The sequence below is a fragment of the Streptomyces sp. NBC_01268 genome, from assembly GCF_036240795.1.
Lineage (GTDB): Bacteria > Actinomycetota > Actinomycetes > Streptomycetales > Streptomycetaceae > Streptomyces.
This window is the reverse complement of record NZ_CP108454.1, coordinates 3,683,917-3,708,451: the sequence shown is the minus strand read 5'-3', so window position 1 is coordinate 3,708,451 and position 24,535 is coordinate 3,683,917. Positions and strand designations below refer to the sequence as shown.

25 protein-coding genes are annotated in these 24,535 nt (G+C 72.6%); 19 read left to right on the top strand and 6 right to left on the bottom strand.

The window, feature by feature from the left end; translation table 11 throughout:
* Positions 1–137: 137 nt before the first annotated feature.
* Positions 138–1,250, top strand: a complete 1,113-nt coding sequence (locus tag OG309_RS16355) for an alpha/beta hydrolase (RefSeq protein ID WP_329421624.1) — start codon at positions 138–140, stop codon at positions 1,248–1,250.
* Here OG309_RS16355 and OG309_RS16350 read toward each other — a convergent pair.
* Complete coding sequence (locus tag OG309_RS16350; RefSeq protein ID WP_329421622.1) at positions 1,237–2,235, bottom strand: ABC transporter ATP-binding protein; 999 nt, start codon at positions 2,233–2,235, stop codon at positions 1,237–1,239. The two genes, OG309_RS16355 and OG309_RS16350, sit on opposite strands and share 14 nt — an antisense overlap.
* Before the next feature lie 139 nt (positions 2,236–2,374).
* Here OG309_RS16350 and OG309_RS16345 point away from each other — a divergent pair, with 139 nt between their 5' ends.
* The 4 genes from OG309_RS16345 to OG309_RS16330 all read left to right on the top strand — a co-directional run bounded on the left by OG309_RS16345 (position 2,375) and on the right by OG309_RS16330 (position 5,996).
* Positions 2,375–3,064: an ABC transporter permease gene (locus tag OG309_RS16345; protein WP_329421620.1), complete on the top strand. Its 690-nt coding sequence runs from the start codon at positions 2,375–2,377 to the stop codon at positions 3,062–3,064.
* A gap of 1 nt (position 3,065) precedes the next feature.
* Positions 3,066–3,719, top strand: a complete 654-nt coding sequence (locus OG309_RS16340; protein ID WP_329428364.1) for an ABC transporter permease — start codon at positions 3,066–3,068, stop codon at positions 3,717–3,719.
* Between the two features lie 44 nt (positions 3,720–3,763).
* Positions 3,764–4,756, top strand: a complete 993-nt coding sequence (locus tag OG309_RS16335) for an ABC transporter substrate-binding protein (RefSeq protein ID WP_329421619.1) — start codon at positions 3,764–3,766, stop codon at positions 4,754–4,756.
* Between the two features lie 130 nt (positions 4,757–4,886).
* Positions 4,887–5,996: a hypothetical protein gene (locus tag OG309_RS16330; RefSeq protein WP_329421617.1), complete on the top strand. Its 1,110-nt coding sequence runs from the start codon at positions 4,887–4,889 to the stop codon at positions 5,994–5,996.
* A gap of 108 nt (positions 5,997–6,104) precedes the next feature.
* Here the strand turns inward: OG309_RS16330 and OG309_RS16325 are convergent, their stop codons facing one another.
* Both OG309_RS16325 and OG309_RS16320 read right to left on the bottom strand, forming a co-directional pair.
* Positions 6,105–7,247: an NADH-quinone oxidoreductase subunit D gene (locus OG309_RS16325; protein WP_329421616.1), complete on the bottom strand. Its 1,143-nt coding sequence runs from the start codon at positions 7,245–7,247 to the stop codon at positions 6,105–6,107.
* A 58-nt stretch (positions 7,248–7,305) separates the two neighbouring features.
* Positions 7,306–8,283: an SAM-dependent methyltransferase gene (locus OG309_RS16320; RefSeq protein ID WP_329421614.1), complete on the bottom strand. Its 978-nt coding sequence runs from the start codon at positions 8,281–8,283 to the stop codon at positions 7,306–7,308.
* A 97-nt stretch (positions 8,284–8,380) separates the two neighbouring features.
* Between OG309_RS16320 and OG309_RS16315 the strand changes: the two genes are divergently transcribed.
* On the top strand, positions 8,381–9,583 hold the full coding sequence (locus tag OG309_RS16315) for a sensor histidine kinase (RefSeq protein ID WP_329421613.1): 1,203 nt from the start codon (positions 8,381–8,383) through the stop codon (positions 9,581–9,583).
* A gap of 14 nt (positions 9,584–9,597) precedes the next feature.
* Positions 9,598–10,278, top strand: coding sequence for a response regulator transcription factor (locus OG309_RS16310; RefSeq protein WP_329421612.1), 681 nt, complete (start codon positions 9,598–9,600; stop codon positions 10,276–10,278).
* Between the two features lie 15 nt (positions 10,279–10,293).
* Here the strand turns inward: OG309_RS16310 and OG309_RS16305 are convergent, their stop codons facing one another.
* Positions 10,294–11,382 (bottom strand): DUF5937 family protein, encoded by a 1,089-nt coding sequence (locus OG309_RS16305; RefSeq protein ID WP_329421610.1) that lies wholly within the window; start codon positions 11,380–11,382, stop codon positions 10,294–10,296.
* 100 nt (positions 11,383–11,482) lie between these two features.
* On the opposite strand from OG309_RS16305, the gene OG309_RS16300 reads away from it, so the two are divergent.
* Positions 11,483–11,617, top strand: coding sequence for a hypothetical protein (locus OG309_RS16300; RefSeq protein WP_329421608.1), 135 nt, complete (start codon positions 11,483–11,485; stop codon positions 11,615–11,617).
* Between the two features lie 37 nt (positions 11,618–11,654).
* Here OG309_RS16300 and OG309_RS16295 read toward each other — a convergent pair whose 3' ends face one another.
* Positions 11,655–12,830: a threonine aldolase family protein gene (locus tag OG309_RS16295; RefSeq protein WP_329421606.1), complete on the bottom strand. Its 1,176-nt coding sequence runs from the start codon at positions 12,828–12,830 to the stop codon at positions 11,655–11,657.
* 206 nt (positions 12,831–13,036) lie between these two features.
* Between OG309_RS16295 and OG309_RS16290 the strand changes: the two genes are divergently transcribed.
* The 10 genes from OG309_RS16290 to OG309_RS16245 all read left to right on the top strand — a co-directional run bounded on the left by OG309_RS16290 (position 13,037) and on the right by OG309_RS16245 (position 20,882).
* A complete protein-coding gene (locus OG309_RS16290; protein ID WP_329428362.1) occupies positions 13,037–13,906 on the top strand; it encodes a Rossmann-like and DUF2520 domain-containing protein in 870 nt (289 codons plus the stop codon).
* On the top strand, positions 13,903–14,910 hold the full coding sequence (panC, locus tag OG309_RS16285; protein ID WP_329421605.1) for a pantoate--beta-alanine ligase: 1,008 nt from the start codon (positions 13,903–13,905) through the stop codon (positions 14,908–14,910). The genes OG309_RS16290 and panC overlap by 4 nt, the downstream gene beginning before the upstream one ends.
* The gene (locus OG309_RS16280; RefSeq protein ID WP_329421604.1) at positions 14,907–16,607 is read left to right on the top strand and encodes an L-aspartate oxidase; all 1,701 of its coding nucleotides are present in this window, start codon (positions 14,907–14,909) and stop codon (positions 16,605–16,607) included. Before panC ends, OG309_RS16280 begins: the two co-directional genes overlap by 4 nt.
* Positions 16,604–17,617, top strand: coding sequence for a carboxylating nicotinate-nucleotide diphosphorylase (nadC, locus tag OG309_RS16275; protein WP_329421602.1), 1,014 nt, complete (start codon positions 16,604–16,606; stop codon positions 17,615–17,617). The genes OG309_RS16280 and nadC overlap by 4 nt, the downstream gene beginning before the upstream one ends.
* Positions 17,617–18,423, top strand: coding sequence for a type III pantothenate kinase (locus OG309_RS16270; RefSeq protein ID WP_329421601.1), 807 nt, complete (start codon positions 17,617–17,619; stop codon positions 18,421–18,423). Before nadC ends, OG309_RS16270 begins: the two co-directional genes overlap by 1 nt.
* A gap of 105 nt (positions 18,424–18,528) precedes the next feature.
* Entirely contained in the window at positions 18,529–19,134 is a 606-nt protein-coding gene (locus OG309_RS16265) for a hypothetical protein (protein ID WP_329428361.1), read from the top strand.
* Between the two features lie 14 nt (positions 19,135–19,148).
* Positions 19,149–19,325 (top strand): hypothetical protein, encoded by a 177-nt coding sequence (locus OG309_RS16260; RefSeq protein WP_329421599.1) that lies wholly within the window; start codon positions 19,149–19,151, stop codon positions 19,323–19,325.
* Between the two features lie 131 nt (positions 19,326–19,456).
* Positions 19,457–19,888 carry a BlaI/MecI/CopY family transcriptional regulator gene (locus tag OG309_RS16255; protein WP_329421598.1) on the top strand — a complete coding sequence of 144 codons (432 nt, stop codon included), beginning with the start codon at positions 19,457–19,459 and terminating at the stop codon, positions 19,886–19,888.
* Between the two features lie 9 nt (positions 19,889–19,897).
* Positions 19,898–20,413 carry an amino-acid N-acetyltransferase gene (locus OG309_RS16250; protein ID WP_329421595.1) on the top strand — a complete coding sequence of 172 codons (516 nt, stop codon included), beginning with the start codon at positions 19,898–19,900 and terminating at the stop codon, positions 20,411–20,413.
* 130 nt (positions 20,414–20,543) lie between these two features.
* Positions 20,544–20,882, top strand: coding sequence for a histone-like nucleoid-structuring protein Lsr2 (locus OG309_RS16245; protein ID WP_329421594.1), 339 nt, complete (start codon positions 20,544–20,546; stop codon positions 20,880–20,882).
* Here OG309_RS16245 and OG309_RS16240 read toward each other — a convergent pair.
* Entirely contained in the window at positions 20,861–21,469 is a 609-nt protein-coding gene (locus OG309_RS16240) for an SCO3374 family protein (protein WP_329421592.1), read from the bottom strand. The genes OG309_RS16245 and OG309_RS16240 overlap by 22 nt on opposite strands.
* Positions 21,470–21,942: 473 nt before the next feature.
* Between OG309_RS16240 and OG309_RS16235 the strand changes: the two genes are divergently transcribed.
* Positions 21,943–24,465, top strand: a complete 2,523-nt coding sequence (locus OG309_RS16235) for an ATP-dependent Clp protease ATP-binding subunit (RefSeq protein WP_329421591.1) — start codon at positions 21,943–21,945, stop codon at positions 24,463–24,465.
* Positions 24,466–24,535: the final 70 nt, after the last annotated feature.

Sequence of the window (24,535 nt, the reverse complement as noted above, 5' to 3'; positions counted from 1 at the left end):
ATCGTTGATCCGGTAGGCCGCGCGGATCATGGGCGTACCGGAGGTTTGCGCCTTCTAGGACGGAGCAGCGATGGGGCGGGTTCACTCGCCGTCAGGTAAATCTCAGGGAAAAATCAGGCAGAAAGCTCATACGTCTCATGGGTCTCACCAGCAACAAAGTTCTCGCGTTGGCGGTCGCGCTGGCCGTGGTGCTCTTCGTCGCCACGATCTGGCTGTGGCCGAGGCTGGCGCGCGGCGGCTGGCGCGCGGTCCTGGGACGGATCGGGCTGCTGCTCGCCACCCAGCTGGCCCTGTTCGCCTCGGTCGGTCTGGCCGCCAACAACTCCTTCCTCTTCTACGGCTCCTGGGCCGACCTCTTCGGCCAGGAGCAGGAGATGGGCGTGGTGGTCGACCACTCGGCCGGCTCCAAGGACGTGAAGGTGATCGGCACGCAGGCGATGGACGTGCCGGGCGGCGGGCGTCCCTCGGTCGGCGGACAGATACAGAAGGTCGTCATAGCGGGCGAGAAGTCGAGGATCGACTCGCAGGCGTACGTGTACCTGCCGCCGGAGTACTTCCAGGGGCGCTACGCGAAGTCGACCTTTCCGGTGTCCGTGGTGCTGACCGGCTACCCGGGCACGGCGGAGAACCTGCTGAAGGGTCTGAAGTACCCGAAGACGGCCTTCCAGCAGGCCAAGGACAAGAAGATGCAGCCGATGATCCTGGTGATGCTGCGGCCGACGGTCGCGCCGCCCCGGGACACCGAGTGCGTGGACGTGCCGGGCGGGCCGCAGACGGAGACCTTCTTCGCCGAGGACCTTCCGCAGGCGATCGCGCAGAACTACCGGGTGGGCACGAAGCCGCGGAGCTGGGGCTTCATGGGGAACTCGACCGGCGGCTACTGCGCGCTGAAGATCGTGCTGCACCACCCGGACCGGTTCTCCGCGGGCGCGGGCTTCTCCGCCTACTACCGGGCGGCCGACGACGTGACGACCGGTGACCTGTTCCAGGGCGACCAGGCCGAGAAGAAGCGGGCCGACCTGCTGTGGAGCCTGGACCACGTGGCCCAGGGCAAGTCGTCCTTCCTGGTGACCACGTCGAAGCACGGCGAGGGCAACCTCAAGGGGACGCAGGCCTTCATCAGGAAGGTGAAGGCCCCGGCGAGCGTCTCCTCCATCACGCTGGAGAGCGGCGGCCACAACTTCAACACGTGGAACCGTGAGATCCCGCCCGGCCTGGTGTGGATGAGCGGGAAGCTCAGCGCGAGCTGAGCTCCGGCCGGGCCCGGCGCAGGGCCCGGTGCACACCGGCCGTGGTGAGCGAGCCGAGGACACGGCCCGGGTCACCGGGGGCGTGCACGGCGATCCGGCCGGCGTCGTGCTGCAGGAGCAGCGCGAGTGCTTCCTTGAGGGAGCCGCCCAGGGGGAGCACGGGGACCGCGCCCGCGCCGCCGTCCGCCGCGCCGCCGGGACCGTCCCCGGCGGGCTCCAGGTCGGCCTCCGTGACCGGGGTGACGGCGAGCCGCTTGAGGCCGCGGTCCGCGCCGACGAAGTCGGCGACGTACGGAGTGGCGGGGGCGCCGAGCACGGTGGCCGGGGTGTCGAACTGCTCGATGCGGCCCTGTCCGTAGACGGCGATGCGGTCGCCGAGCCGGACGGCCTCCTCCAGGTCGTGGGTGACCAGCAGCACCGTCTTGCGGACGGTCGCCTGGAGGTTCAGGAACTCGCTCTGGAGCCGCTCGCGGACCACCGGGTCGACGGCGCCGAACGGCTCGTCCATCAGCAGGACCGGCGGGTCGGCGGCGAGCGCGCGGGCCACCCCGACCCGTTGGCGCTGGCCGCCGGAGAGCTGCTCGGGGTAGCGGTGCCCGTGGACGGCGGGGTCGAGGCCGACCAGGTCGAGGAGCTCGGCGGCGCGCTCGCGGGCCCGGGCCTTCTTCCAGCCGAGGAGCGCGGGCACGGTGGCCGTGTTGTCGAGGACGGTCCGGTGCGGGAAGAGGCCGACCTGCTGGATGACGTACCCGATGGTGCGGCGCAGCCGTACGGGGTCGACGGCGGCGACGTCCTCACCGCCGAGCAGGACCCGGCCCGCGGTGGGCTCGACGAGCCGGTTGACCATCTTCATGGTGGTCGTCTTGCCGCAGCCGGACGGGCCGACGAGGGTCACCAGCTCCCCCTCGGCGACCTCGAAGGAGAGGTCGTCGACGGCGGTGGTGCCGTCCGCGTACCGCTTGGTCACCTGCTCGAACCGGATCATGGTTCCCCATTCTGACCCTTCGCGGCCCGTGGTGTGTGAAGGAAGTATTTCCACATTGTGGCGCTCCTCGGTGATTGTCGGTGGCGGGGGTTAGGGTCGCCGGACAGATGTTCGTGAGGCGCGTGGGAAGGGGGTGCGCATGGCCACGCCGAACTGCCTGGTGACGAACGACTGGATCTGCGGGGAGTATCTGCGCACCCGTTCCCAGGAGCTGACCGAGGCCACCCTCCAGCATGTGGGAATCACCGCGGTGTCGGTGCTGCTCGGGATCGCGGTCGCCTTCCCGCTCGCCCTGCTCGTGCGGGCCCGGCCCCGGCTGGCCGGCGCCGTCCTCGGTCTCACCACCCTGCTCTACACGGTCCCCTCGCTCGCGATGTTCTCGCTGCTGCTGCCCCTGCTCGGGCTGTCCTCGGCGCTGGTCGTCACGGGTCTGGTGCTCTACTCGCTGACCATCCTGGTGCGCGGCGTCCTGGCCGGCCTCGCGGCCGTGCCCGCCGAGACCAAGGAGGCCGCGCGCGGCATGGGGTACGGCACGGGCCGGCTGCTGTGGGAGGTCGAACTCCCGCTCGCGCTGCCCGCGTTGATGGCCGGCGTCCGGATGGCGACGGTCTCCACGATCGCGCTCACCACGGTCGGCTCCATCGTCGGCCGCGGCGGCCTCGGCAACCTGATCGAGGACGCGCTGCCCACCTTCTTCAAGGCCCAGGTGCTCACCGCCTCGGTGCTGTGCGTGCTGCTCGCCGTCGCCGCCGACCTGCTGCTCCTCGGCCTCCAGCGGCTCCTGACGCCCTGGAGCCGGATACGGGCCGAGCAGGCGGGGGGTGCCTGAGGTGGGTGTCGTCGCGGACGCCTGGTCCTGGCTCACCACCGGCGCCAACTGGTCGGGGGAGAGCGGTGTCTGGCACCGGCTCGCCGAGCATCTGTACGTGAGCGGGGCCGCGCTGCTCCTCGCCTGCGCCGTGGCGCTGCCCCTGGGCCTGTGGCTCGGGCACCTCGGCAAGGGCGGCACGCTCGCGGTCAACCTCTCCAACGTGGGCCGGGCGATCCCCGTCTTCGCCGTCCTGGCCCTCTTCATGGTCTCGCCGCTGCGCAACGCCGGCTACGTGCCGACGGTCATCGCGCTCGTGCTCTTCGCGATACCGCCGCTGCTCACCCACGCCTACGTGGGCATGCGCGAGGTGGACCGCGCGGTGGTCGAGGCCGCCCGCGGGATGGGCATGTCCGGCGGACAGCTCTTCCGCGGGGTCGAACTGCCGCTGGCCCGGCCGATGCTGATGACGGGTCTGCGCTCGGCCGCCGTGCAGGTGGTCGCCACCGCGACCATCGCCGCGATGGTCGGCCAGGGCGGCCTCGGGCGGATCATCACCGCCGGATTCAACACGTACAACACGCCGCAGGTGGTCGCCGGCGCCGTGCTCGTGGCCCTGCTCGCGCTCCTGGTGGAGGCGCTGCTGGTGGCCGCGGACCGGCTGCTGCGCCGGTGACGGACGCGTCGGTGACCGATGCGTCGGACGGACAAACGACTGGGATGGGTGATCTTGTGAGCAGGACCTCGCGTATCGCGGGTGCGGTACTCGGCACGGCGGCGCTGACGGTCTCGCTGACCGCGTGCGGCGGCGACAGCCTGGAGAAGTCGCAGACCGGCGGCGGCGCCTCCGCGGGCGGCGGCGGGGCCAAGGGCTCCCTGGTCGTCGGCGCGGCCGCGTTCACCGAGGCGAAGGTCCTCGGCGAGCTGTACGCCCAGGTGCTCGACGACGCCGGATACGACGCGAGCGTCACCACGGTGAAGAATCGCGAGCTGTACCAGCCCGCCCTGGAGAAGGGCGAGATCGACGTCGTACCGGAATACGCGGCGACGCTCGCGGAATTCCTCAACGCCAAGGTGAACGGGCCGAAGGCGCCCGAGGAGAAGCCGGTCGCCTCCGGTGACCCGGCCGCCACCGCCCAGGCCCTGAAGAAGCTGGCCGAGCCGCGCGGACTGAAGGTGCTCGCCGTCGGCGAGGCCGTCGACCAGAACGCGTTCGCGGTGAGCAGGGAATTCGCGGAGAAGAACAAGCTGAAGACCCTTTCCGACCTCGGCCGCGCCAAGCTGAAGGTGAAGATCGCGGCCGGAGACGAATGCGAGATCCGACCGTTCTGCGCGCCGGGTCTGAAGAAGACGTACGGGATCGACGTCAGCGGCGTCGACCCCAAGGGCGTCGGCACCCCGCAGGCCAAGCAGGCGGTCAAGGACGGGGTCGACCAGCTGGTCCTCACCACCACGACGGACGCGACCGTCGAATCCTTCGGACTGGTCTTCCTGGAGGACGACAAGAAGCTGCAGAACGCGGACAACGTGCTGCCCGTGGTCAATGCCCGGGACGGCGGGTCTCCCGAGATCGCCGCCGCTCTCGACAAGCTGACCAAGGTTCTGACGACGGCGGATCTCGCCGAACTCAACCGCAAGGTCGACGCCGAGCGGGCGAAGCCGGAGGACGTGGCGAAGGCCTATCTGGAGTCGAAGGGGCTGCTCAAGAAGTAGGCACGGCACGAGGGGAATCGGAGCGATTCACTCCGGAATCGCTCCGGTCCGCCCCACGACGGCGAGAACTCGCCAAGAGATTGCCGGGCCGACGCCCCATACGGTGCCTACGCACGGTAAATTTCAGGCCATGCCACGTGGACGCCACCGCCATTCCCAGCCCCTGCACAAGCTCCTGCCGCCCTCGGCGGTCGCCGGGGCGTCGGTCGTCTGTGCCGCGGGCGCCTGGCTGCTCGGTGACCCGCTGGTGCTGCGGCTGCTCGTGGCCGCCGCGGCGGCCGCCGCCGTCACCGGCGCCGTCCTCATGCGCAGTTGGGACCAGGGCGCCGGCCGCACCGTCGCCGAGCTGAACCGCGCCCGCACGGCGGACCAGTGGAAGCACGACGAGCGCGTCGCCGAGCTGGAGTCCGACCTGGAGGAGTCGCGCGAGCTGCGCACCCGCCTCGACGCCAAGCTGCGTGCCAAGCGGGTCGAGCTCGCCGGGCTCCGCACCGAGCACGCCGACCTCCTGCGCCGCTATGCCACCGCCGAGACCGAGCGCGCCAGCGCCCTGGAAGGCCGCCGTGTGCTCGCCCTGGAGGCGACCGCCCCGGAGCCCAAGGCCCTGCCCGCCGGCGGCTCCACCCCGACCCCGGACGCCTACCGCAGGGCGGCGGAGGCGCTGCGCAACCTCGAAGCGCGCGGCGAGCACACGGACGAGGCCGAGACGACGACCGGAGCGGCGACCGGGCCGGCGACCGAGGCCGAGGCGAAGTCCGACGCCGGGACCGTTGCCGGCACCGACGCCGAGTCCGTCACCGAGACCAAGGCCCCGGCCGAGGCCCCGGTCGAGGCCGTCGCCCCCGCCGAGCCCGCCACGGCCCCGGACGCCGGCACGGCCCCCGGGTCGGACCCCGCTCCCCGGCCCGGCACCGCCGCCGAGCCCGCGTCGGACGAGCACACCAAGGCGCCCGCGATGCGGCACGTGCCCGCCGCCGCCGCGATCGTCCCGTACGCCGCCCGCCGTCCCGTCCAGCGCCCCGCGGGCGGCTTCGACTACTTCGGCACGCAGAAGGCCGCCGCCGCGATCGAGGCCGTGCAGCACGCCGACCTCGCCGACGTCGTGGGCGAGGAGGTCCTCGCGGCCGTCGCGCAGCGCACCCCCGAGCAGCGGGCCGTCGGCCAGGTCATCGACCTGACCGCGCACGACGAGACCGAGCAGATCGACGTGGCGGAGCTGCGCGGCGCGGTGAACTCCTAGCGGAACCCGCCCGACGGGCACGGCACGCACGACGAGACGGCAGGAGCCGGTGGACCGCGGTGGTCCACCGGCTCCCGCCGTCTCGTCACGCGTCCCGCCCCGCGCGCCCTACTTGTCGATGTCGCCCACGACGAAGAAGAGCGAACCGAGGATCGCCACCATGTCGGCGACCAGCGTCCCCGGCAGCAGCTCGGTCAGCGCCTGGATGTTGTTGTACGAGGCCGAGCGCAGCTTCAGCCGGTACGGGGTCTTCTCGCCCTTGGAGACCAGGTAGTAGCCGTTGATGCCCAGCGGGTTCTCGGTCCAGGCGTACGTGTGCCCCTCCGGCGCCTTGAGGACCTTCGGCAGCCGCTGGTTGATCGGCCCCTGCGGCAGGTCCTCGATCCGGTCGAGGCAGGCGTCGGCGAGCTCCAGCGCGTTGTGCGTCTGGTCGAGCAGGCACTCGAAGCGGGCCAGGCAGTCGCCCTCCGTGCGGGTCACCACCCGCAGGACGTCCTGGAGTTCCCCGTACGCGAGGTACGGCTCGTCCCGGCGCAGGTCGAAGTCGACGCCCGAGGCGCGGGCGATCGGCCCGGACACCCCGTACCCGTGCACGGCCTCCTGCGAGAGCACCCCGACGCCGCGGGTCCGGCCCCGGAAGATCTCGTTGCCCAGGACCAGCCGGTCGTAGACGTCCATCCGCGACCGCACGTCCGCGACCGCCTGCCGAGCCCGGCCCAGCCAGCCGGCCGGGAGGTCCTCCTTGAGGCCGCCGACCCGGTTGAACATGTAGTGCATCCGGCCGCCGGAGACCTCCTCCATGACGGCCTGGAGCTCCTCGCGCTCGCGGAAGGCGTGGAAGACGGGGGTGATGCCGCCCAGTTCGAGGGGGTACGAGCCGAGGAACATGAGGTGGTTCAGGACCCGGTTCAGCTCGGCGAGCAGGGTGCGGGTCCAGACGGCCCGCTCCGGGACCTCCATGCCCAGCATCCGCTCCACGGCCATGACGACGCCGAGCTCGTTGGAGAACGCGGAGAGCCAGTCGTGCCGGTTGGCCAGCATGATGATCTGCCGGTAGTCCCGCGCCTCGAACAGCTTCTCCGCGCCGCGGTGCATGTACCCGATCACGGGCTCGGCCTCGCGCACCACTTCGCCGTCCAGGACGAGCCGCAGCCGGAGCACGCCGTGGGTGGAGGGATGCTGCGGCCCGATGTTCAGCACCATGTCGGTGCTCTCCGCCGCGCCCCCGATACCGACCGTCGTCTCCGTCATGCGGACCAGTATCCCCCCGACCGGCGGCCGCCCCGGGCCGGGCGCCCGCCGCGGGCGCTCACGCGGTGCCGGGCACCCGCTGGACCAGCCAGAGGAAGTCCCCGAGGCCCCCGCGCGCCGTGAGCTCCGCCGCCTCGCCGGCCGCCGCGAGGGCCCGCACGTACCCGGCGGGGTCGCTCGACGCGAGCGCCAGCGGCGGCCGTCCGCCGCTCACCCCGAGCTCCCGCAGCGCCTCCCGCTGCGTGACGACCGCGGCCGCCGGCCCGGGCACCGCCGCCGCGCACGCGTCCAGCGCCACGTGCGCGGTCAGATCGCGGCTCCCGTCCGGCACGGGCGCCACCTCCCGCCCCTCCCGGAACGCGGCGAGCGTCCCGAAGGGCGGCCGGGCACCCCGCAGGTGCGCGTAGTCGACGGCCACCGCCGTCCCCGCGGCGAGCGCCCCCACCGCCCCCGCCCACGCCTCGTCGCGCGGGCGCCCGATCTCGGCCCGCTCGCCGGGCTCCCGCAGCGGCCACCACCGCTCCAGCCACTCCGCGTCCGGCCCGGTCACCACCGCGCCCAGCCGCTCCGTGCCGTCCGCCCGCACCTCGACGCGGCGGACGGCGCCGTCCGCGTCGGCCTGCGCCACGTCCACCGGCACGTTGTCCAGCCACTCGTTGGCGAAGAGCAGCCCCCGCTCCCCGTCCGGCACCCGGTCCGTCCACACGATCCGCGGGTCCAGGCCCGCCGGCCGGGCCGCGCGCTCCACGCCGTACGGGCGCACCCGCAGCCCCGGCGGGAGCGCGGCCAGCACCCCCGTCAACAGCTCGCCCCGCCCCGCGCCCACGTCCACGAGCGCGGGCTCGTCCGTGCCGAGCTCCTCCGCCACGCGGGCGAGGAGCCGGGCCACGGCGCCCGCGAAGAGCGGCGAGGCGTGCACCGACGTGCGGAAGTGCCCGGCGGGCCCCTCCGGGCGCAGGAAGAAGCCCCCGGGGCCGTACAGGGCCCGTTCCGCGGCCTCGCGCCACCCCTGCCACTGACACGTCTCATCCGTCACGTGCCCCAGTCTCCACCTTGGGGAGTACGGGCCTCACGGGAAGGATCGACCCCACGGTTGACCCCTGCACCTATCCGCTTTCCCTACGCTGGGTCACGTGCAGCGCCTCTACGACTTCATCCGCAGACACCCGACGGGCGTCGACACCTTCTGGGCCGTCGTCCTCTTCGGGCTCTCCTTGCTGTGGGTGGGCTCCGGCTCCCCGGCGGGCACCAACATCGCCGGGTACCTCGCCGTCGGCGCGCTCTACTCGCTGGTCATCGCCCTGCGCCGGCGCGCCCCCGAGAGGATGCTGGTCCTCACGGTCCTCCTCGGCCTCGTCCAGCTCGCCTTCGGGATCGTCCCGTTCATGGCCGACTTCGCCATGCTCGTGATCATCTACACGGTCGCCGCGCACGACGGGCCCCGCTGGGCGTCCCGGCTCGCCCTGGCCGGCGGCCTCGCCGCCGCCACGCTCTCCCAGCTGCGCTGGCCGCTGGAGGAATCCCGGTCCTCCGCCGCCACCGTCTTCTTCACGATCATCATGACCGTGCCGTTCGCCCTCGCCTGGGTGCTCGGCGACTCCCTGCGCACCCGCCGCGCCTACTTCGCGCAGCTGGAGGAACGGGCCTCCCGACTGGAGAAGGAGCGCGAGGCCCAGGCCAAGGTCGCCGTCGCCGCCGAGCGCGCCCGGATCGCCCGCGAGCTGCACGACGTCGTCGCCCACAACGTGTCCGTCATGGTCGTCCAGGCCGACGGCGCCGCGTACGTCATGGACTCCTCGCCCGAGACCGCCAAGCAGGCCCTGGAGACCATCGCCGGCACCGGCCGCCAGGCCCTGGCCGAGATGCGGCGGCTGCTGGGCATCCTGCGCACGGGCGAGCACCAGGAGGCCGGGGAGTACGTCCCGCAGCCGGACGTCCAGCAGATCGAGGACCTCGTCGAGCAGGTCCGCGGGGCCGGCCTCGCCGTCGACTTCAAGGTCGAGGGCACCCCGCGCCCGCTGCCGAGCGGCGTCGAGCTCACCGCGTACCGGATCGTCCAGGAAGCGCTCACCAACAGCCGCAAGCACGGCGGCCCCGACGTCGGCGCCAGCGTCCGCCTGGTCTACTTCGACGACGGGCTCGGACTGCTCGTCGAGGACGACGGGCGGGGCGCCCCGCAGGAGATGTACGAGGACGGCGGCGCCGACGGGCGCGGCCACGGCCTCATCGGCATGCGGGAGCGGGTCGGCATGGTCGGCGGCACCCTGGACGCGGGGCCGCGCCCCGGCGGCGGCTTCCGCATCAGTGCCCTGCTCCCGCTCAAGCCCGCTCACTGACCCGAAGGAACAGCATGTCCATCCGCGTGATGCTCGTCGACGACCAGGTGCTGCTGCGCACCGGCTTCCGCATGGTGCTCGCCGCCCAGCCGGACATGGAGGTCGTGGCCGAGGCGGGCGACGGCGTGGGGGCCCTGGAGGTGCTGCGGGGCACCGACGTCGACGTCGTGCTGATGGACGTGCGCATGCCCAAGCTGGACGGGGTGGAGGCCACCCGGCGGATCTGTTCCCAGCCCGACGCGCCCAAGGTGCTGATCCTCACCACCTTCGACCTCGACGAGTACGCCTTCTCCGGGCTCAAGGCGGGCGCCAGCGGCTTCATGCTGAAGGACGTGCCGCCGGCCGAGCTGCTCGCCGCCATCCGCTCCGTGCACAGCGGTGACGCGGTCGTCGCCCCCTCCACCACCCGGCGGCTCCTCGACCGCTTCTCGCCGATGCTGCCGTCCACCGGGCGGGAGAGCCGCGCCGCGGAGAGCGGTCTCGACCGGCTCACCGACCGCGAGCGCGAGGTCATGCTCCTGGTCGCCCAGGGGCTCTCCAACGGCGAGATCGCGGCGCGGCTCGTGCTGTCCGAGGCGACCGTGAAGACCCACGTGGGGCGGATCCTCACCAAGCTGGAGCTGCGCGACCGGGTGCAGGTCGTCGTCCTCGCGTACGAGACCGGCCTGGTCAGGGCCGGCGGCGGGGCCCTCTGAGGGTCCTCGCGCCGGTCAGCGCAGGACCGACTCCAGGAAGTCGCTGCCCAGCCTCGCCACCACCGAGAAGTCCAGCTGGTGCAGGACGTAGCGGCCCCGGCGCTGGGTGGTCAGCAGGCCGGCCTTCTTCAGCACGGAGAGGTGCCGGGAGACCTCCGGCGCCGTGATCCCGTACGCGTCGGCCAGCTCGCTCGTCGAGTACGGGCCGCGCGCCAGGTTCCGGCACAGGCGCATCCGCATCGGGTGGGCGATCGCCTCCAGGCGCGCCTTGACCGTCTCGGTCGGCTCGGCGCCGCCGACGTCCCGGGTGGCGGCCGGGTACTGGATGACCGGCTGCCAGCCGGGCGCGCTCGTCGCGAACAGGTGCGGCCAGCCGAAGGCCGTCGGCACCAGCGTCACCCCGGTGCCCAGGGCCTCCGCCCTGCCGTGCACCAGCTTGTCCACCACGATCCTGCTGCCGTGCGGGCCCTCCTCCAGGCTGAGCGCCGGGGAGGCCGCCGCCAGCGCCTCCGCGAGGCCCTTGCGGCGCAGCAGCTCCGTCTTGTGGCGGGCGTCGGCGGCGAGCTGCACGCGGACGCGGCGCCAGGTGTCGGCGAAGAACGCGTCGTCGCAGTCCTGCAGGAGGCGCCGTATCCAGGCGCGGACCGCGGTGGGCTCGGCCAGCATCCGTTCCACGAACGCGGCCTGGCGCGGGCCCCGCGCGGCGGCGAGGTCGAGGGCGCGGCGGCGGCTCTGCTCGTCGACCAGCGGGGACGGGATGCCCTCGGAGTAGCGGCTGCTGCACGAGATCTCCAGGGCGGCGCCCACGAACTTCTCGTCGTCCAGGCGGTCGAGGTCGTCCAGCTCCTCCTCCAGCGTCTCGCGCGGCTGGGCGGGCAGCAGGAAGTCGCTCCGGGTGGACCGCCACATGAAGTCGGCCTCGTGGAGCCGGTCGGCCAGCTCGGGCTTCAGGCCGGCGGAGGTCGTCGTCGTCCAGGCGTGCAGCCGGGAGTGGTGGGCCGGCTCGGCCAGCGCGTGCAGGGCGTTGCCCAGCTCGGCCAGCGGCGAGGGGCAGAAGGCGATCCGCTCGTGCGGCAGTCCGGTGATGTCGATCGTCACGCTCACCCCCCTATGGTGCGGGGGCGGGTGGGGGTGCTGTCCCGCCGTTTGACCAGGGGCGTCAATCGGCGGGCGGCGGCGGGCGGTCCGGGCGCACGGTGTGCCCATGAACGCCCTTCACCAGTACCTCTTCGACAGCTACCGGGCCGCCCGGCGCCGCGAGCCGGCGCCGCCCGTGCCCGGGACCCACGACGTGGCCGTGCTGCGCGCGGTGCTGCGGCGGCTGCGGAGGCGGAGGTAACCCCGGTTTCCGGCAGCCGCCGCGGCAGCCGCCGTCCCTACCGGTCCAGCTTCCCCAGGAAGGCGCGGGCGGCCGCCCGTACGTCGTCCGCCGTCCACTCCAGGCCCGGCGCGCTGATCGTCACCTCGGTCATCGCCGTCCCGGGCGGGCCGCCCGCCGGGCCCGGGAACCAGCGCCGGAACAGGGCCGTGCCCTCCTGCGCGAGGGCCAGGGAGGCCGCCGTGAGGGCTTCGGGGGCGTACGGGAGCCAGACCTGGAACTGGTGGGTGTGCGGCGGCTCGGGGTGGACGCGGAACCAGCCCACGCCCGCCTCCTCGAACACCTCCCGCAGCACGGTCGCCGCCATCCGGGCGTGGGCCACGTAGGAGGGCAGCCGGGGCAGCTCCGTCTCCAGGCCGCGCAGGGCCGACATCGCGGCCGGGTACTGCTGGAAGACGTCGCCGCCGTAGCGGTGGCGCCACAGGCGGGCCTCGTCGATCAGGTCCTCGGGGCCGGCGACCGCGGCGCCGGACATGCCGCCGAGCGACTTGTAGAACGACACGTAGACGCTGTCGGCCAGCCCCGCGATCTCGGGGAGCTCGCGGCCGAAACGCGTCGGCGTCTCCCAGAGCCGGGCGCCGTCGAAGTGGACCACGGCGTCGCGCTCGCGGGCCGCCTCGACCACGTCGACCAGCTCGTCCCAGGTGGGCAGCACGAAGCCCGCGTCCCGCAGAGGGAGCTCCAGCATCAGCGCCCCGAAGGGCTCCGGGTGGTCCCGCACCTCGTCCGCCGTCGGCAGCCGGGGCGCGGTCGTGGGGTGGGTCGTCCGCAGCCCGCCGACCGTCGTGAAGGCCTGGTCCTCGTGGACCTCGGGGTGGGCGAGCGGGTGGAGGGCCACGACCGGGTTCCCGGTCCGTCCGGCCCAGCAGCGCAGGGCCACCTGCTGGGCCATCGTCCCGGTGGGGAAGAAGGCCGCCGCGGGGAAGCCCAGCGCGCGGGCGACCCGGTCCTCGACCTCCGCGACGACGCCGTCGCCGTAGACGTCCAGCGGGGTGTCCGCGTGCGGGGTGGTGGCCGCCCAGTCGGCCAGCTCGCGCAGGCGCGCGGCGACCGTGCCGTCCGGGGAGGCGTCCCACAGCTTGCGCGGGGCCTCGCGCAGGGCCCGGCGCAGGGCGGTCGTCTCGTCTTCGGTCCCGTCCGGGACGCCGGTGTCGGTCTCGTGCTCTGTCTCCATGGGCAGATCATCACACCGCCGCCCACACCCTGTGGACAGCCACGGGCCCGCGCGAAACGCTGGCGTAGCATGACCAGAAATCGTCCGGTACCCCCCGCGGACTGGAACGGAAGGCCGACCCGATCGTGAACGCACCACCAGAGCGTGCAGCAGAAGCCCGGCAGCCCGGTCACCACGCCGACCGGGCCGAGGACCGCCCCGCCCGGCTGACCGTCGGCGTCGTGGGAGCGGGACGGGTCGGACCCGTCCTCGCCGCGGCGCTGCAGCTCGCCGGACACCGCCCGGTCGCCGTCTCGGCGGTCTCCGAGGCGTCCCGCCGCCGGGCCTCCATCCTGCTGCCCGACGTGCCCGTCATGGAGCCCGCCCGGGTCCTCGCCCTCGCGGACCTGGTGCTGCTCACCGTGCCCGACGACGCCCTGCCCGGGCTCGTCGAGGGGCTCGCCGACACCGGGGCGATCCGCCCGGGGCAGCTGATCGTGCACACCTCCGGGCGGTACGGCGTCCGCGTGCTCGACCCCGCCCGCCGGGCCGGCGCGCTGCCGCTCGCCCTGCACCCCGCCATGACCTTCACCGGCACCTCCGTGGACGTCCAGCGGCTGGCCGGCTGCTCGTTCGGCGTCACCGCCCCCGACGAGCTGCGGCTCGCCGCGGAGGCGCTGGTCATCGAGATGGGCGGCGAGCCCGAATGGATCGCCGAGGAGAGCCGCCCGCTCTACCACGCGGCCCTCGCCCTCGGCGCGAACCACCTGGTCACCCTGGTCGCCCAGGCCATGGAGCTGCTCCGCTCGGCCGGCGTCTCCGCGCCCGACCGGATGCTCGGCCCGCTGCTCGGCGCCGCCCTGGACAACGCGCTGCGGTCCGGCGACGCCGCCCTGACCGGTCCGGTCGCCCGCGGCGACGCGGGGACGGTCGCGGCGCACGTCGCCGAGCTGCACAAGCACGCGCCCGGCACCGTCGCCGGCTATCTCGCGATGGCCCGCGCGACCGCCGACCGGGCGCTCGCGCACGGACTGCTCAAGCCCGAGCTGGCCGAGGACCTGCTGGGCGTGCTCGCCGAGGGGGATGACCGCCGATGACCTTCACCCTGGTGCGTACGGGAGAGGAGCTGCGGGCGCTGAAGGGCGCCGGGCAGCGCGCCGTCGTCATGACCATGGGCGCCCTCCACGAGGGCCACGCGAGCCTGGTGCGGGCCGCCCGGGAACGGGTCGGGGCCGACGGCACCGTCGTCGTCACCGTCTTCGTCAACCCGCTGCAGTTCGGCGCGGGCGAGGACCTGGAGCGCTATCCGCGCACCCTCGACGCGGACCTGGCGCTCGCCGAGGCGGCCGGCGCCGACGCGGTGTTCGCCCCGGCGGTCGACGAGGTCTACCCGGGCGGGGAGCCGCAGGTCCGGATCACCGCGGGGCCCATGGGCGAGCGCCTCGAAGGCGCCTCCCGGCCCGGCCACTTCGACGGCATGCTCACCGTCGTCGCCAAGCTGCTCCACCTCACCGGCCCCGACCTGGCCTTCTTCGGCCAGAAGGACGCCCAGCAGCTGGCCCTGATCCGCCGCATGGTCCGCGACCTGAACTTCCCGGTCGAGATCGTCGGCGTGCCGACCGTCCGCGAGGCCGACGGCCTCGCCCTGTCCAGCCGCAACCGCTACCTGTCGGCCGAGGAGCGGCACACCGCCCTGGCGCTGTCCCGCGCGCTGTTCGCCGCCCGCGACCGGCTGGCCGCCCAGGAGGCGCTGCGCGCCCGCGCGCAGGCGCTGCCGGGGGCGCAGGGCCGGGGCGACGCCCGCGCGCAGGCGCTGTCCCGGATCGGCGAGGCCCGGGCCGCCGCCGACGCCCACGCGGTCGCCCAGGCGGCCGAGGGCGGGGGCGCGGAGGCCGTGCGGTGCGCCGCCCGGGGCTTCCTGGACGACGCGGCGCGGGCCGAGCCGCCGCTCACCCTGGACTATCTCGCCCTGGTCGACCCGGCCGACTTCACCGAGGTCGAGGACGGCCACGACGGGGAGGCGATCCTCGCCGTCGCCGCGCGCGTGGGGAGCACGCGGCTCATCGACAACATCCCCCTGACCTTCGGAGCGGTGAAGTGACCGGAATACGGCTGCAGGCGCCCGCCCCCGGCTGGTCCATCGACGCCGACGTCGTCGTGGTCGGCTCCGGTGTCGCGGGCCTGACCGCGGCCCTGCGCTGCACGGCCGCCGGGCTGCGCACGGTCGTCGTCACCAAGGCCCTGCTCGACGACGGCTCGACCCGTTGGGCCCAGGGCGGCATCGCCGCCGCGCTCGGCGACGGCGACACCCCCGAGCAGCACCTGGACGACACCCTCGTGGCGGGCGCCGGGCTCTGCGACGAGCAGGCCGTGCGGGCCCTGGTCACCGAGGGCCCCGGCGCGGTGCGCCGGCTGATCGCGACCGGCGCCGACTTCGACCGCACGGACGGCGGCGAGATCGCGCTGACCCGCGAGGGCGGCCACCACCGCCGCCGGATCGCGCACGCCGGCGGCGACGCGACCGGCGCCGAGATCTCCCGCGCCCTGGTCGAGGCGATACGCGACCGGGGTGTGCGGACCATCGAGCACGCGCTCGTCCTGGACCTCCTGAAGGACGCCGAGGGCCGGACGGCGGGCGTGACCCTGCACGTGATGGGCGAGGGGCAGCACGACGGCGTGGGCGCCGTCCGCGCCCCCTCCGTGGTGCTCGCCACCGGCGGCATGGGCCAGGTCTTCTCGGCCACCACCAACCCGGCGGTCTCCACCGGCGACGGCGTCGCGCTGGCGCTGCGCGCGGGCGCGGAGATCTCCGACCTGGAGTTCGTGCAGTTCCACCCGACGGTGCTGTTCCTCGGCGTCGGCTCGGAGGGCCAGCAGCCGCTGGTCTCCGAGGCGGTGCGCGGTGAGGGCGCCCATCTCGTCGACGCCGACGGGGCGCGCTTCATGCTGGGGCAGCACGAACTGGCCGAGCTCGCGCCCCGGGACATCGTCGCCAAGGCGATCATGCGCCGGATGCAGGAGCAGGGCGCCGCGCACATGTACCTCGACGCCCGCCACTTCGGCGCCGAGATGTGGGAGCAGCGCTTCCCGACGATCCTGGCCGCCTGCCGGGCGCACGGGATCGACCCGGTCACCGAGCCGATCCCGGTCGCACCGGCCGCCCACTACGCCTCCGGCGGCGTCCGCACCGACCTGCACGGCCGGACGACGGTGCCGGGCCTGTACGCCTGCGGCGAGGTCGCCTGCACGGGCGTGCACGGCGCCAACCGGCTCGCCTCGAACTCGCTCCTGGAGGGCCTGGTCTTCGCCGAGCGGATCGCCGACGAGATCATCGCGCACGGCCCGCACCGCGAGGGTCCGCCGGTCGTCGACGCGCCGGCCGGGAGCCCCACGGTGCTGACCCTGCTCGGCCCCGAGGTCCGTCGGGACATCCAGCGGACCATGAGCGAGGGCGCGGGCGTGCTGCGGTCCGCCGCGAGCCTCTCCGACGCCGCCGACGCCCTCGAAGCGCTGCGGCTGGACGCCGAGGGCGACCGCAAGGCGGCCGAGCCCGGCGTCGAGTCCTGGGAGACCACCAACCTGCTGTGCGTCGCCCGGGTCCTGGTGGCCGCCGCGCAGGAGCGCGAGGAGACCCGCGGCTGCCACTGGCGCGAGGACCGGCCCGACCGGGACGACGCGCACTGGCGCCGGCACCTGGTGGTACGCCTGACGTCCGACCGCCGACTGGTGGTCCGCCGCACCGCCACAGCAGACTTTCCGCCCGTAACCCCCGACGCACCCAGGGAGCCGCAGTCGTGAGCACGCCCGAAGAAGCACGTCCGCAGCCCGTGGACGTCCCCCTCATCCAGATCAACGCGCCCGCCGAGAGCGGTGGCTGCGGCGACGGCTGCGGCTGCGGCGGTGCGGAGGAGTTCGAGTGCGGGCTCGACCCGGCGCTCGCCCAGCTGCTCGCCGACGCGGGGCTCGACCCGGTCCAGGTCGAGGACATCGCGCACCTGGCCATCGCCGAGGACCTCGACGGCGGCGTGGACGTGACGACCGTGGCGACCGTCCCCGAGGAGGCCGTCGCGACCGCCGACTTCACCGCCCGCGAGGCCGGCGTCGTGGCCGGTCTGCGGGTGGCCGAGGCGGTGCTGTCCATCGTGTGCACCGACGAGTTCGAGGTCGAGCGGCACGTCGAGGACGGCGAGTGGGTCGAGGCCGGCGACAAGCTGCTGAGCGTCACCGCCCACACTCGTGACCTGCTCACCGGCGAGCGCAGCGCGCTGAACATCCTGTGCCGCCTGTCCGGCATCGCCACCGCCACCCGCGCCTGGGCGGACGCCCTGGAGGGCACCCGGGCCAAGGTCCGCGACACCCGCAAGACGACCCCGGGCCTGCGCGCCCTGGAGAAGTACGCGGTGCGCTGCGGCGGCGGCGTCAACCACCGCATGTCGCTGTCGGACGCGGCCCTGGTGAAGGACAACCACGTGGTGGCCGCCGGTGGCGTCGCACAGGCCTTCAAGGCCGTGCGCGAGCTGTTCCCGGAGGTCCCGATCGAGGTCGAGGTCGACACGATGCACCAGGTCCGCGAGGTCCTGGACGCGGGCGCCGACCTGATCCTGCTGGACAACTTCACCCCGGGCGAGACCGAGGAGGCCGTCGCGCTGGTCGCCGGGCGGGCGGTCCTGGAGTCCTCGGGCCGGCTGACCCTGGAGAACGCGGCGGCGTACGCGGCCACCGGTGTGGACTACCTGGCGGTGGGCGGCCTCACCCACTCGTCCCCGATCCTCGACATCGGGCTCGACCTGCGTGAGGCGGCCGTCTGATGCTGCTCACGATCGACGTCGGCAACACCCAGACGGTCCTCGGCCTCTTCGACGGCGACGAGATCGTGGAGCACTGGCGCATCTCCACGGACCCGCGCCGCACCGCCGACGAGTGGGCGGTCCTGCTGCAGGGCCTGATGGGCATGCATCCGCTGCTCGGCGTCGAGCTGAGCGACGGCATCGGGGGGATCGCGATCTGCGCGACGGTCCCCTCGGTGCTGCACGAGCTGCGCGAGGTGACGCGCCGCTACTACGGGGACGTCCCCGCGGTCCTGGTGGAGCCGGGCGTCAAGACGGGCGTCCCGGTCCTCACGGACAACCCCAAGGAGGTCGGCGCCGACCGGGTCATCAACGCGGTCGCGGCCGTCGAGCTGTACGGCGGCCCGGCGATCGTCGTCGACTTCGGCACGGCGACGACGTACGACGCGGTCACCGCGCGCGGCGAGTACGCGGGCGGCGCCATCGCCCCGGGCATAGAGATCTCGGTGGAGGCGCTGGGCGTCAAGGGCGCCATGCTCCGCAAGATCGAGCTGGCCCGGCCGCGCAGCGTGATCGGCAAGAACACCGTCGAGGCCATGCAGTCGGGCATCGTCTTCGGGTACGCGGGCCAGGTCGACGGCGTCGTCGGGCGGATGCGGCGCGAGCTGGCCGGCCCGAACGGAGACCCCTCGCAGGTCAACGTGATCGCCACCGGGGGTCTGGCGCCGATGGTGCTCGCCGACTCCAAGGAGATCGCCGCCCACGAGCCGTGGCTGACCCTGATCGGTCTGCGGCTGGTGTACGAGCGCAACGTCTCGCGGCTCTGATCCTCCCGGCGGGACCGACCCGCCGGGAAGATCGAGAAGCGGAAGATTTGTCCGATTAGCGCGTATCGTCGGTCCATGCCCACGCCCTACGGATCCTGCGGCGGCATGGCGTTCAGCGCGGACGAGCTGCGTGTCCTCCGTCGCGCCCTCGCCATCGCCCTCAACCCCGCCCCCCTTCAGGACGACGACGTCCAGGACTGCCTGCGCCTGGCCGAATCCGTGGACGAGTCGGTGGCCGAGGCGGGTCGGCTGCGCGCCTTCCTCCTCGCCGACCTGGTCCGCTACCGCCAGGCCCTCCCCGGCTCCCTGACGGGCTACCTGGAGCTCCTCCAGGACGCCCTGGCGGCCGGCTACGACCCCGGCGCCGACGACCTCGCGGCCTTGCGGGCGCTGCGCCGCCACCCGGCCGCGGGCGCGCTGCTGGCCCGCTGCCAGGTGCTGGCGGAACGATCCGTCCGCACCCGGCTGGCCCGCGTCGCCCAGGCCCAGTCCCCGTCCCGCGCCGTCGCCACCGCTCCCCGCGCCCGGCTCCTCGCCCTGCCCGGCGGCCGCGCCGCGAGCGACGGCGGCTCCGGCCCCGGGACCCCGGGGAAGCCCGCGCCCAAGCCGCCGGCACCCGGCGAGCGCCCGGTGCCCAAGCCCTCCGAGGTCTTCCCGCCACGCCGACGGCCGGTCCCCCCGCCCCCGCCCGAGGAACGCGTCGCGGGCTAGCTAGTCTGGACGCCATGGACTACGTATCCGCGCTCCTGCCCCCCGTCGTGATGGCCGTCTTCTTCATCGGCCTGGTCGTCACGATCGTGAAGAGCCAGGGCGGCCCGAACAAGGCCAAGGAGGACGCGATCGTGGACGCCGCCCTGGCCCGCGCCGACTCCACCCGGCAGCAGGGCGGCACCGCCCCGTAACGGGCCCGCGCGACCCGAGGACGTACGACCGCCGTCAGGCCGTACGTCCTTTTTGCGCTCTTACAGGGCGTTTTCTTCATGAATGTGCGGCAATGGGGGATTATTCGCGCGCCGCGCACTAGGGTGGCGCTGTGCCCCGCCAATTGGGAGAGCTGGAAGACGCCGTCATGACCCGCGTCTGGCAATGGAACCGCCCGGTGACCGTCCGGGAAGTCCTGGAGGATCTCCAGCAGGAACGGTCCATCGCCTACACGACCGTCATGACCGTATTGGACAATCTCCATCAGAAGGGCTGGGTCCGCAGGGAAGTCGAAGGCCGCGCCTATCGATATACGGCGGTCTCGACCCGCGCCGCCTACTCGGCCGCACTGATGAACGAAGCCTGGGCGCAGAGCGACAACCCCGCCGCCGCACTGGTCGCCTTCTTCGGCATGATGTCGTCCGAACAGCGCGAGGCCCTGAACGACGCCGTGCGTATGGTCCAGCGGGACAGTCCCGAGCCGAACACGGCGAACACGGCCACCGAGCAGGGCGGCGCGGAACCGGGGGACCAGGGGCGATAACGTCCCCCCATGTCTTCCGCCAATGCCGTCACCGTACGCCGGGCCCGCACCTCCGATGTCGCCGCCGTGCGCCGTCTCGTCGACCCCTTCGTACGCCGCGGCATCCTGCTCGACAAAGCGACGGTGACGCTTTACGAGTCCATCCAGGAGTTCTGGGTCGCCGAACGCGACGACGACGCCACGGTCGTCGGCTGCGGAGCGCTGCACGTGATGTGGGAAGACCTCGCCGAAGTCCGCACTCTCGCCGTCGATCCCGACTTCAAGGGCGCCGGAGTGGGACATCAGGTGCTGGACAAGTTGCTCCACACCGCCCGATGGCTCGGTGTCCGCAGGGTTTTCTGCCTCACCTTCGAAGTCGACTTCTTCGCGAAGCACGGCTTCGTCGAGATCGGCGAGACTCCGGTCGACGGAGATGTCTACAGCGAGCTCCTGCGTTCCTATGACGAGGGCGTCGCCGAGTTCCTCGGTCTCGAACGAGTGAAGCCGAACACCTTGGGCAACAGCCGGATGCTTCTGCACCTGTGAGCGGTGCCTATGTCCGAATCGCGCACGTTTCCCGCGTTGCCGGGGTTCTGAACCTCTCCCAGGGGTTTGTGTTTTTCCGGGAAAAGCGGTTTCCTTTCCGCGTACTGCATTTTCGATGAAAGGAAATCCGGTGGCACAGAAGGTTCAGGTCCTTCTTGTCGATGACCTCGACGGCGGCGAGGCGGACGAGACCGTGACGTTCGCTCTGGACGGCAAGTCCTACGAGATCGACCTCACCACCGCCAACGCGGACAAGCTCCGCGACCTGCTCGAGCCGTACACCAAGAGCGGTCGTCGTACCGGTGGCCGCAGCGCCGGCGGCCGGGGCAAGGGCCGTGTGGTCGCCTCCGGCGGCAGCCCGGACACCGCGAAGATCCGCGCGTGGGCCAAGGAGAACGGTTACAACGTGAACGACCGCGGTCGCGTGCCGGCCGAGATCAAGGCGGCCTACGAGGACGCGAACCGCTGAGGCGCCGGCTGCCGGGTCGCCGGGCCCGCCCCCCGCGGGTGGTTCCGGACGGCACCCAGCAGCCGCACCCGGTGGCACTCCGCGGCGGCCGCGGCCACCAGCCGGGCCAGACAGGGGGCGCCCGCTCCGTCCCGCACCGCCGAGGGCCGCAGGGCCGGCAGCGAGGACTCCACCTCGCGACCGGGCTCCGGGGCCCTCAGCCACACCGGGGCACCCGGCGCGCCGGAACGGCTCCACCCAGGGGGAACGGGCGCGGCCATCCGGCCGTCGGCGCCCAGGGCCGCGAGATCCAGTGAGATCCCGCCCCACTCCAGCCACTCCAGCAGTCCGGGCAGCTCCTCCGCGCTCCCCGCTGCCACGAGCAGCCGCATCCTCCGCCCCATGAGGGCCACCGGTCCGGTGCCCGCGCCCACGCGGCGCAGCACTCCGCGACCGGCCGCGGCGGGCATGTCGAGGACGTCGAAACGCAGCCCCGTCACCAGCTGCACCGGAGGTCCGGCCACCGCCGCCCAGCCGAGCTCGTGCGCGTACCACCGCGCCGAACCGCCGTCGATCGGCGAGCGGGGGAAGGGGACGGTGAGGGCCATACCGGGGGAACGCCTCCGGGTGCTCCTTGGTTACGTGCCACGACCGCACCGGTGACGGAAGGTCCTTGATCCGGTGCACGGAGTGTCCATGATGGGGGCGTACGGGTGCATTCGAGAGCGCAAGGGTGTTCGCCCGTAGCGGAGGGAACCGGGGTGTGCCGCATGGAGTGTCAGTCCTTACGGGTAAGACATTCCATGTGAGGAGGGGTGACTCGTGGGCTTCCGCGTCTCACGTTCGCCATCGGCGTACTGGAGGTGTGGGTAACTGCTTGGCCTGCGGGAACATCGTCTCGCACCATCGAGTTGGAGCATTTGTCGGCTGTTCGGCAGCAGGTCCCCCCAAGAAGTAAGGGGGTGATCCGGACGGATGTCGGCAGTTGGAATGAGCGGTCCCCGCTTGCGGGACTAAGCTGCGGAAGGACAGGGAGGGGATCGACCCCTAACTGACTGACCGCTCTGAGGAGCGATTAACGATGTTCGAGAGGTTCACCGACCGCGCGCGGCGGGTTGTCGTCCTGGCTCAGGAAGAAGCCCGGATGCTCAACCACAACTACATCGGCACCGAGCACATCCTCCTGGGCCTTATCCATGAGGGTGAGGGTGTCGCCGCTAAGGCCCTGGAGAGCCTCGGGATTTCGCTCGAGGCGGTCCGCCAGCAGGTGGAGGAGATCATCGGCCAGGGCCAGCAGGCCCCGTCCGGCCACATCCCCTTCACCCCTCGTGCCAAGAAGGTCCTGGAGCTGTCGCTCCGGGAGGCCCTCCAGCTCGGCCACAACTACATCGGCACCGAGCACATCCTGCTCGGCCTGATCCGTGAGGGCGAGGGCGTCGCCGCCCAGGTCCTCGTGAAGCTGGGCGCCGATCTCAACCGGGTGCGGCAGCAGGTCATCCAGCTGCTCTCCGGCTACCAGGGCAAGGAAGCCGCCACCGCCGGCGGTCCTGCCGAGGGCACCCCCTCGACGTCCCTGGTCCTCGACCAGTTCGGCCGCAACCTCACCCAGGCGGCCCGCGAGTCCAAGCTCGACCCGGTCATCGGGCGCGAGAAGGAGATCGAGCGGGTCATGCAGGTGCTGTCCCGCCGCACCAAGAACAACCCGGTCCTCATCGGCGAGCCCGGCGTCGGCAAGACCGCCGTCGTCGAGGGCCTGGCGCAGGCCATCGTCAAGGGCGAGGTGCCCGAGACCCTCAAGGACAAGCACCTCTACACCCTGGACCTCGGCGCGCTGGTCGCCGGCTCCCGCTACCGCGGTGACTTCGAGGAGCGCCTGAAGAAGGTCCTCAAGGAGATCCGCACCCGCGGCGACATCATCCTGTTCATCGACGAGCTCCACACCCTGGTGGGTGCGGGCGCCGCCGAGGGCGCGATCGACGCCGCCAGCATCCTCAAGCCGATGCTGGCCCGCGGCGAGCTCCAGACCATCGGTGCCACCACGCTCGACGAGTACCGCAAGTACCTGGAGAAGGACGCCGCTCTCGAGCGCCGCTTCCAGCCCATCCAGGTCGCCGAGCCGTCGCTGCCGCACACGATCGAGATCCTCAAGGGTCTGCGCGACCGGTACGAGGCCCACCACCGCGTCTCCATCACCGACGAGGCGCTGGTCCAGGCCGCCACGCTGGCCGACCGGTACATCTCGGACCGCTTCCTGCCGGACAAGGCGATCGACCTGATCGACGAGGCCGGCTCCCGGATGCGCATCCGCCGGATGACCGCGCCGCCGGACCTCCGCGAGTTCGACGAGAAGATCGCCTCCGTCCGCCGGGACAAGGAGTCCGCGATCGACTCGCAGGACTTCGAGAAGGCCGCCTCCCTGCGCGACAAGGAGAAGCAGCTCCTCGCCGCGAAGACCAAGCGGGAGAAGGAGTGGAAGGCCGGCGACATGGACGTCGTCGCCGAGGTCGACGGCGAGCTGATCGCCGAGGTCCTCGCGACCGCCACCGGCATCCCGGTCTTCAAGCTGACCGAGGAGGAGTCCTCGCGCCTGCTCCGCATGGAGGACGAGCTCCACAAGCGCGTCATCGGGCAGAAGGACGCCGTCAAGGGCCTCTCGCGGGCCATCCGCCGCACGCGTGCGGGTCTGAAGGACCCGAAGCGCCCCGGTGGCTCGTTCATCTTCGCCGGCCCGTCCGGTGTCGGTAAGACCGAGCTGTCCAAGGCGCTCGCCGAATTCCTCTTCGGCGACGAGGACGCGATGATCTCCCTCGACATGTCGGAGTTCAGCGAGAAGCACACGGTTTCCCGGCTCTTCGGTTCTCCGCCCGGATACGTCGGCTACGAAGAGGGCGGCCAGCTCACCGAGAAGGTGCGCCGCAAGCCGTTCTCCGTGGTCCTGTTCGACGAGGTCGAGAAGGCCCACCCCGATATCTTCAATTCCCTTCTCCAGATCCTGGAGGACGGTCGCCTGACCGACTCCCAGGGCCGGGTCGTGGACTTCAAGAACACGGTCATCATCATGACGACCAACCTCGGGACCAGGGACATCTCGAAGGGCTTCAACCTGGGCTTCGCCGCCCAGGGCGACACGAAGTCCAACTACGAGCGGATGAAGGCGAAGGTCAGCGACGAGCTGAAGCAGCACTTCCGCCCGGAGTTCCTCAACCGCGTGGACGACATCATCGTCTTCCCGCAGCTGACCCAGGACGACATCCTCCAGATCGTCGACCTGATGATCGGCCGCGTGGACGAGCGCCTCAAGGACCGGGACATGGGCATCGAGCTCTCCCAGTCCGCGAAGGAGCTGCTCGCCAAGAAGGGCTACGACCCGGTGCTCGGCGCCCGTCCGCTCCGCCGGACGATCCAGCGCGAGATCGAGGACACGCTGTCGGAGAAGATCCTCTTCGGCGACCTGCGCCCCGGTCACATCGTGGTCGTGGACACGGAGGGCGAGGGCGAGGAGCGCTCCTTCACCTTCCGCGGCGAGGAGAAGTCGGCCCTGCCGGACGTGCCTCCGATCGAGGCGGCGGGCGGGACGGGCCCGAACCTGTCCAAGGAAGCGTGACGCTGCGCTGAGCGGCTGACGTGCTGAAGGGGCGGCCCCGGAACCTGACGGTTCCGGGGCCGCCCCTTCG

Coding starts and splice junctions, on each gene's coding strand:
- OG309_RS16355 (WP_329421624.1), top strand. CDS start 138: ATGGGTCTCACCAGCAACAAAGTTCTCGCGTTGGCGGTCGCGCTGGCC.
- OG309_RS16350 (WP_329421622.1), bottom strand. CDS start 2,235: ATGATCCGGTTCGAGCAGGTGACCAAGCGGTACGCGGACGGCACCACC.
- OG309_RS16345 (WP_329421620.1), top strand. CDS start 2,375: ATGGCCACGCCGAACTGCCTGGTGACGAACGACTGGATCTGCGGGGAG.
- OG309_RS16335 (WP_329421619.1), top strand. CDS start 3,764: ATGGGTGATCTTGTGAGCAGGACCTCGCGTATCGCGGGTGCGGTACTC.
- OG309_RS16330 (WP_329421617.1), top strand. CDS start 4,887: ATGCCACGTGGACGCCACCGCCATTCCCAGCCCCTGCACAAGCTCCTG.
- OG309_RS16325 (WP_329421616.1), bottom strand. CDS start 7,247: ATGACGGAGACGACGGTCGGTATCGGGGGCGCGGCGGAGAGCACCGAC.
- OG309_RS16310 (WP_329421612.1), top strand. CDS start 9,598: ATGTCCATCCGCGTGATGCTCGTCGACGACCAGGTGCTGCTGCGCACC.
- OG309_RS16300 (WP_329421608.1), top strand. CDS start 11,483: ATGAACGCCCTTCACCAGTACCTCTTCGACAGCTACCGGGCCGCCCGG.
- OG309_RS16295 (WP_329421606.1), bottom strand. CDS start 12,830: ATGGAGACAGAGCACGAGACCGACACCGGCGTCCCGGACGGGACCGAA.
- panC (WP_329421605.1), top strand. CDS start 13,903: ATGACCTTCACCCTGGTGCGTACGGGAGAGGAGCTGCGGGCGCTGAAG.
- OG309_RS16270 (WP_329421601.1), top strand. CDS start 17,617: ATGCTGCTCACGATCGACGTCGGCAACACCCAGACGGTCCTCGGCCTC.
- OG309_RS16265 (WP_329428361.1), top strand. CDS start 18,529: ATGGCGTTCAGCGCGGACGAGCTGCGTGTCCTCCGTCGCGCCCTCGCC.
- OG309_RS16260 (WP_329421599.1), top strand. CDS start 19,149: ATGGACTACGTATCCGCGCTCCTGCCCCCCGTCGTGATGGCCGTCTTC.
- OG309_RS16250 (WP_329421595.1), top strand. CDS start 19,898: ATGTCTTCCGCCAATGCCGTCACCGTACGCCGGGCCCGCACCTCCGAT.
- OG309_RS16240 (WP_329421592.1), bottom strand. CDS start 21,469: ATGGCCCTCACCGTCCCCTTCCCCCGCTCGCCGATCGACGGCGGTTCG.
- OG309_RS16235 (WP_329421591.1), top strand. CDS start 21,943: ATGTTCGAGAGGTTCACCGACCGCGCGCGGCGGGTTGTCGTCCTGGCT.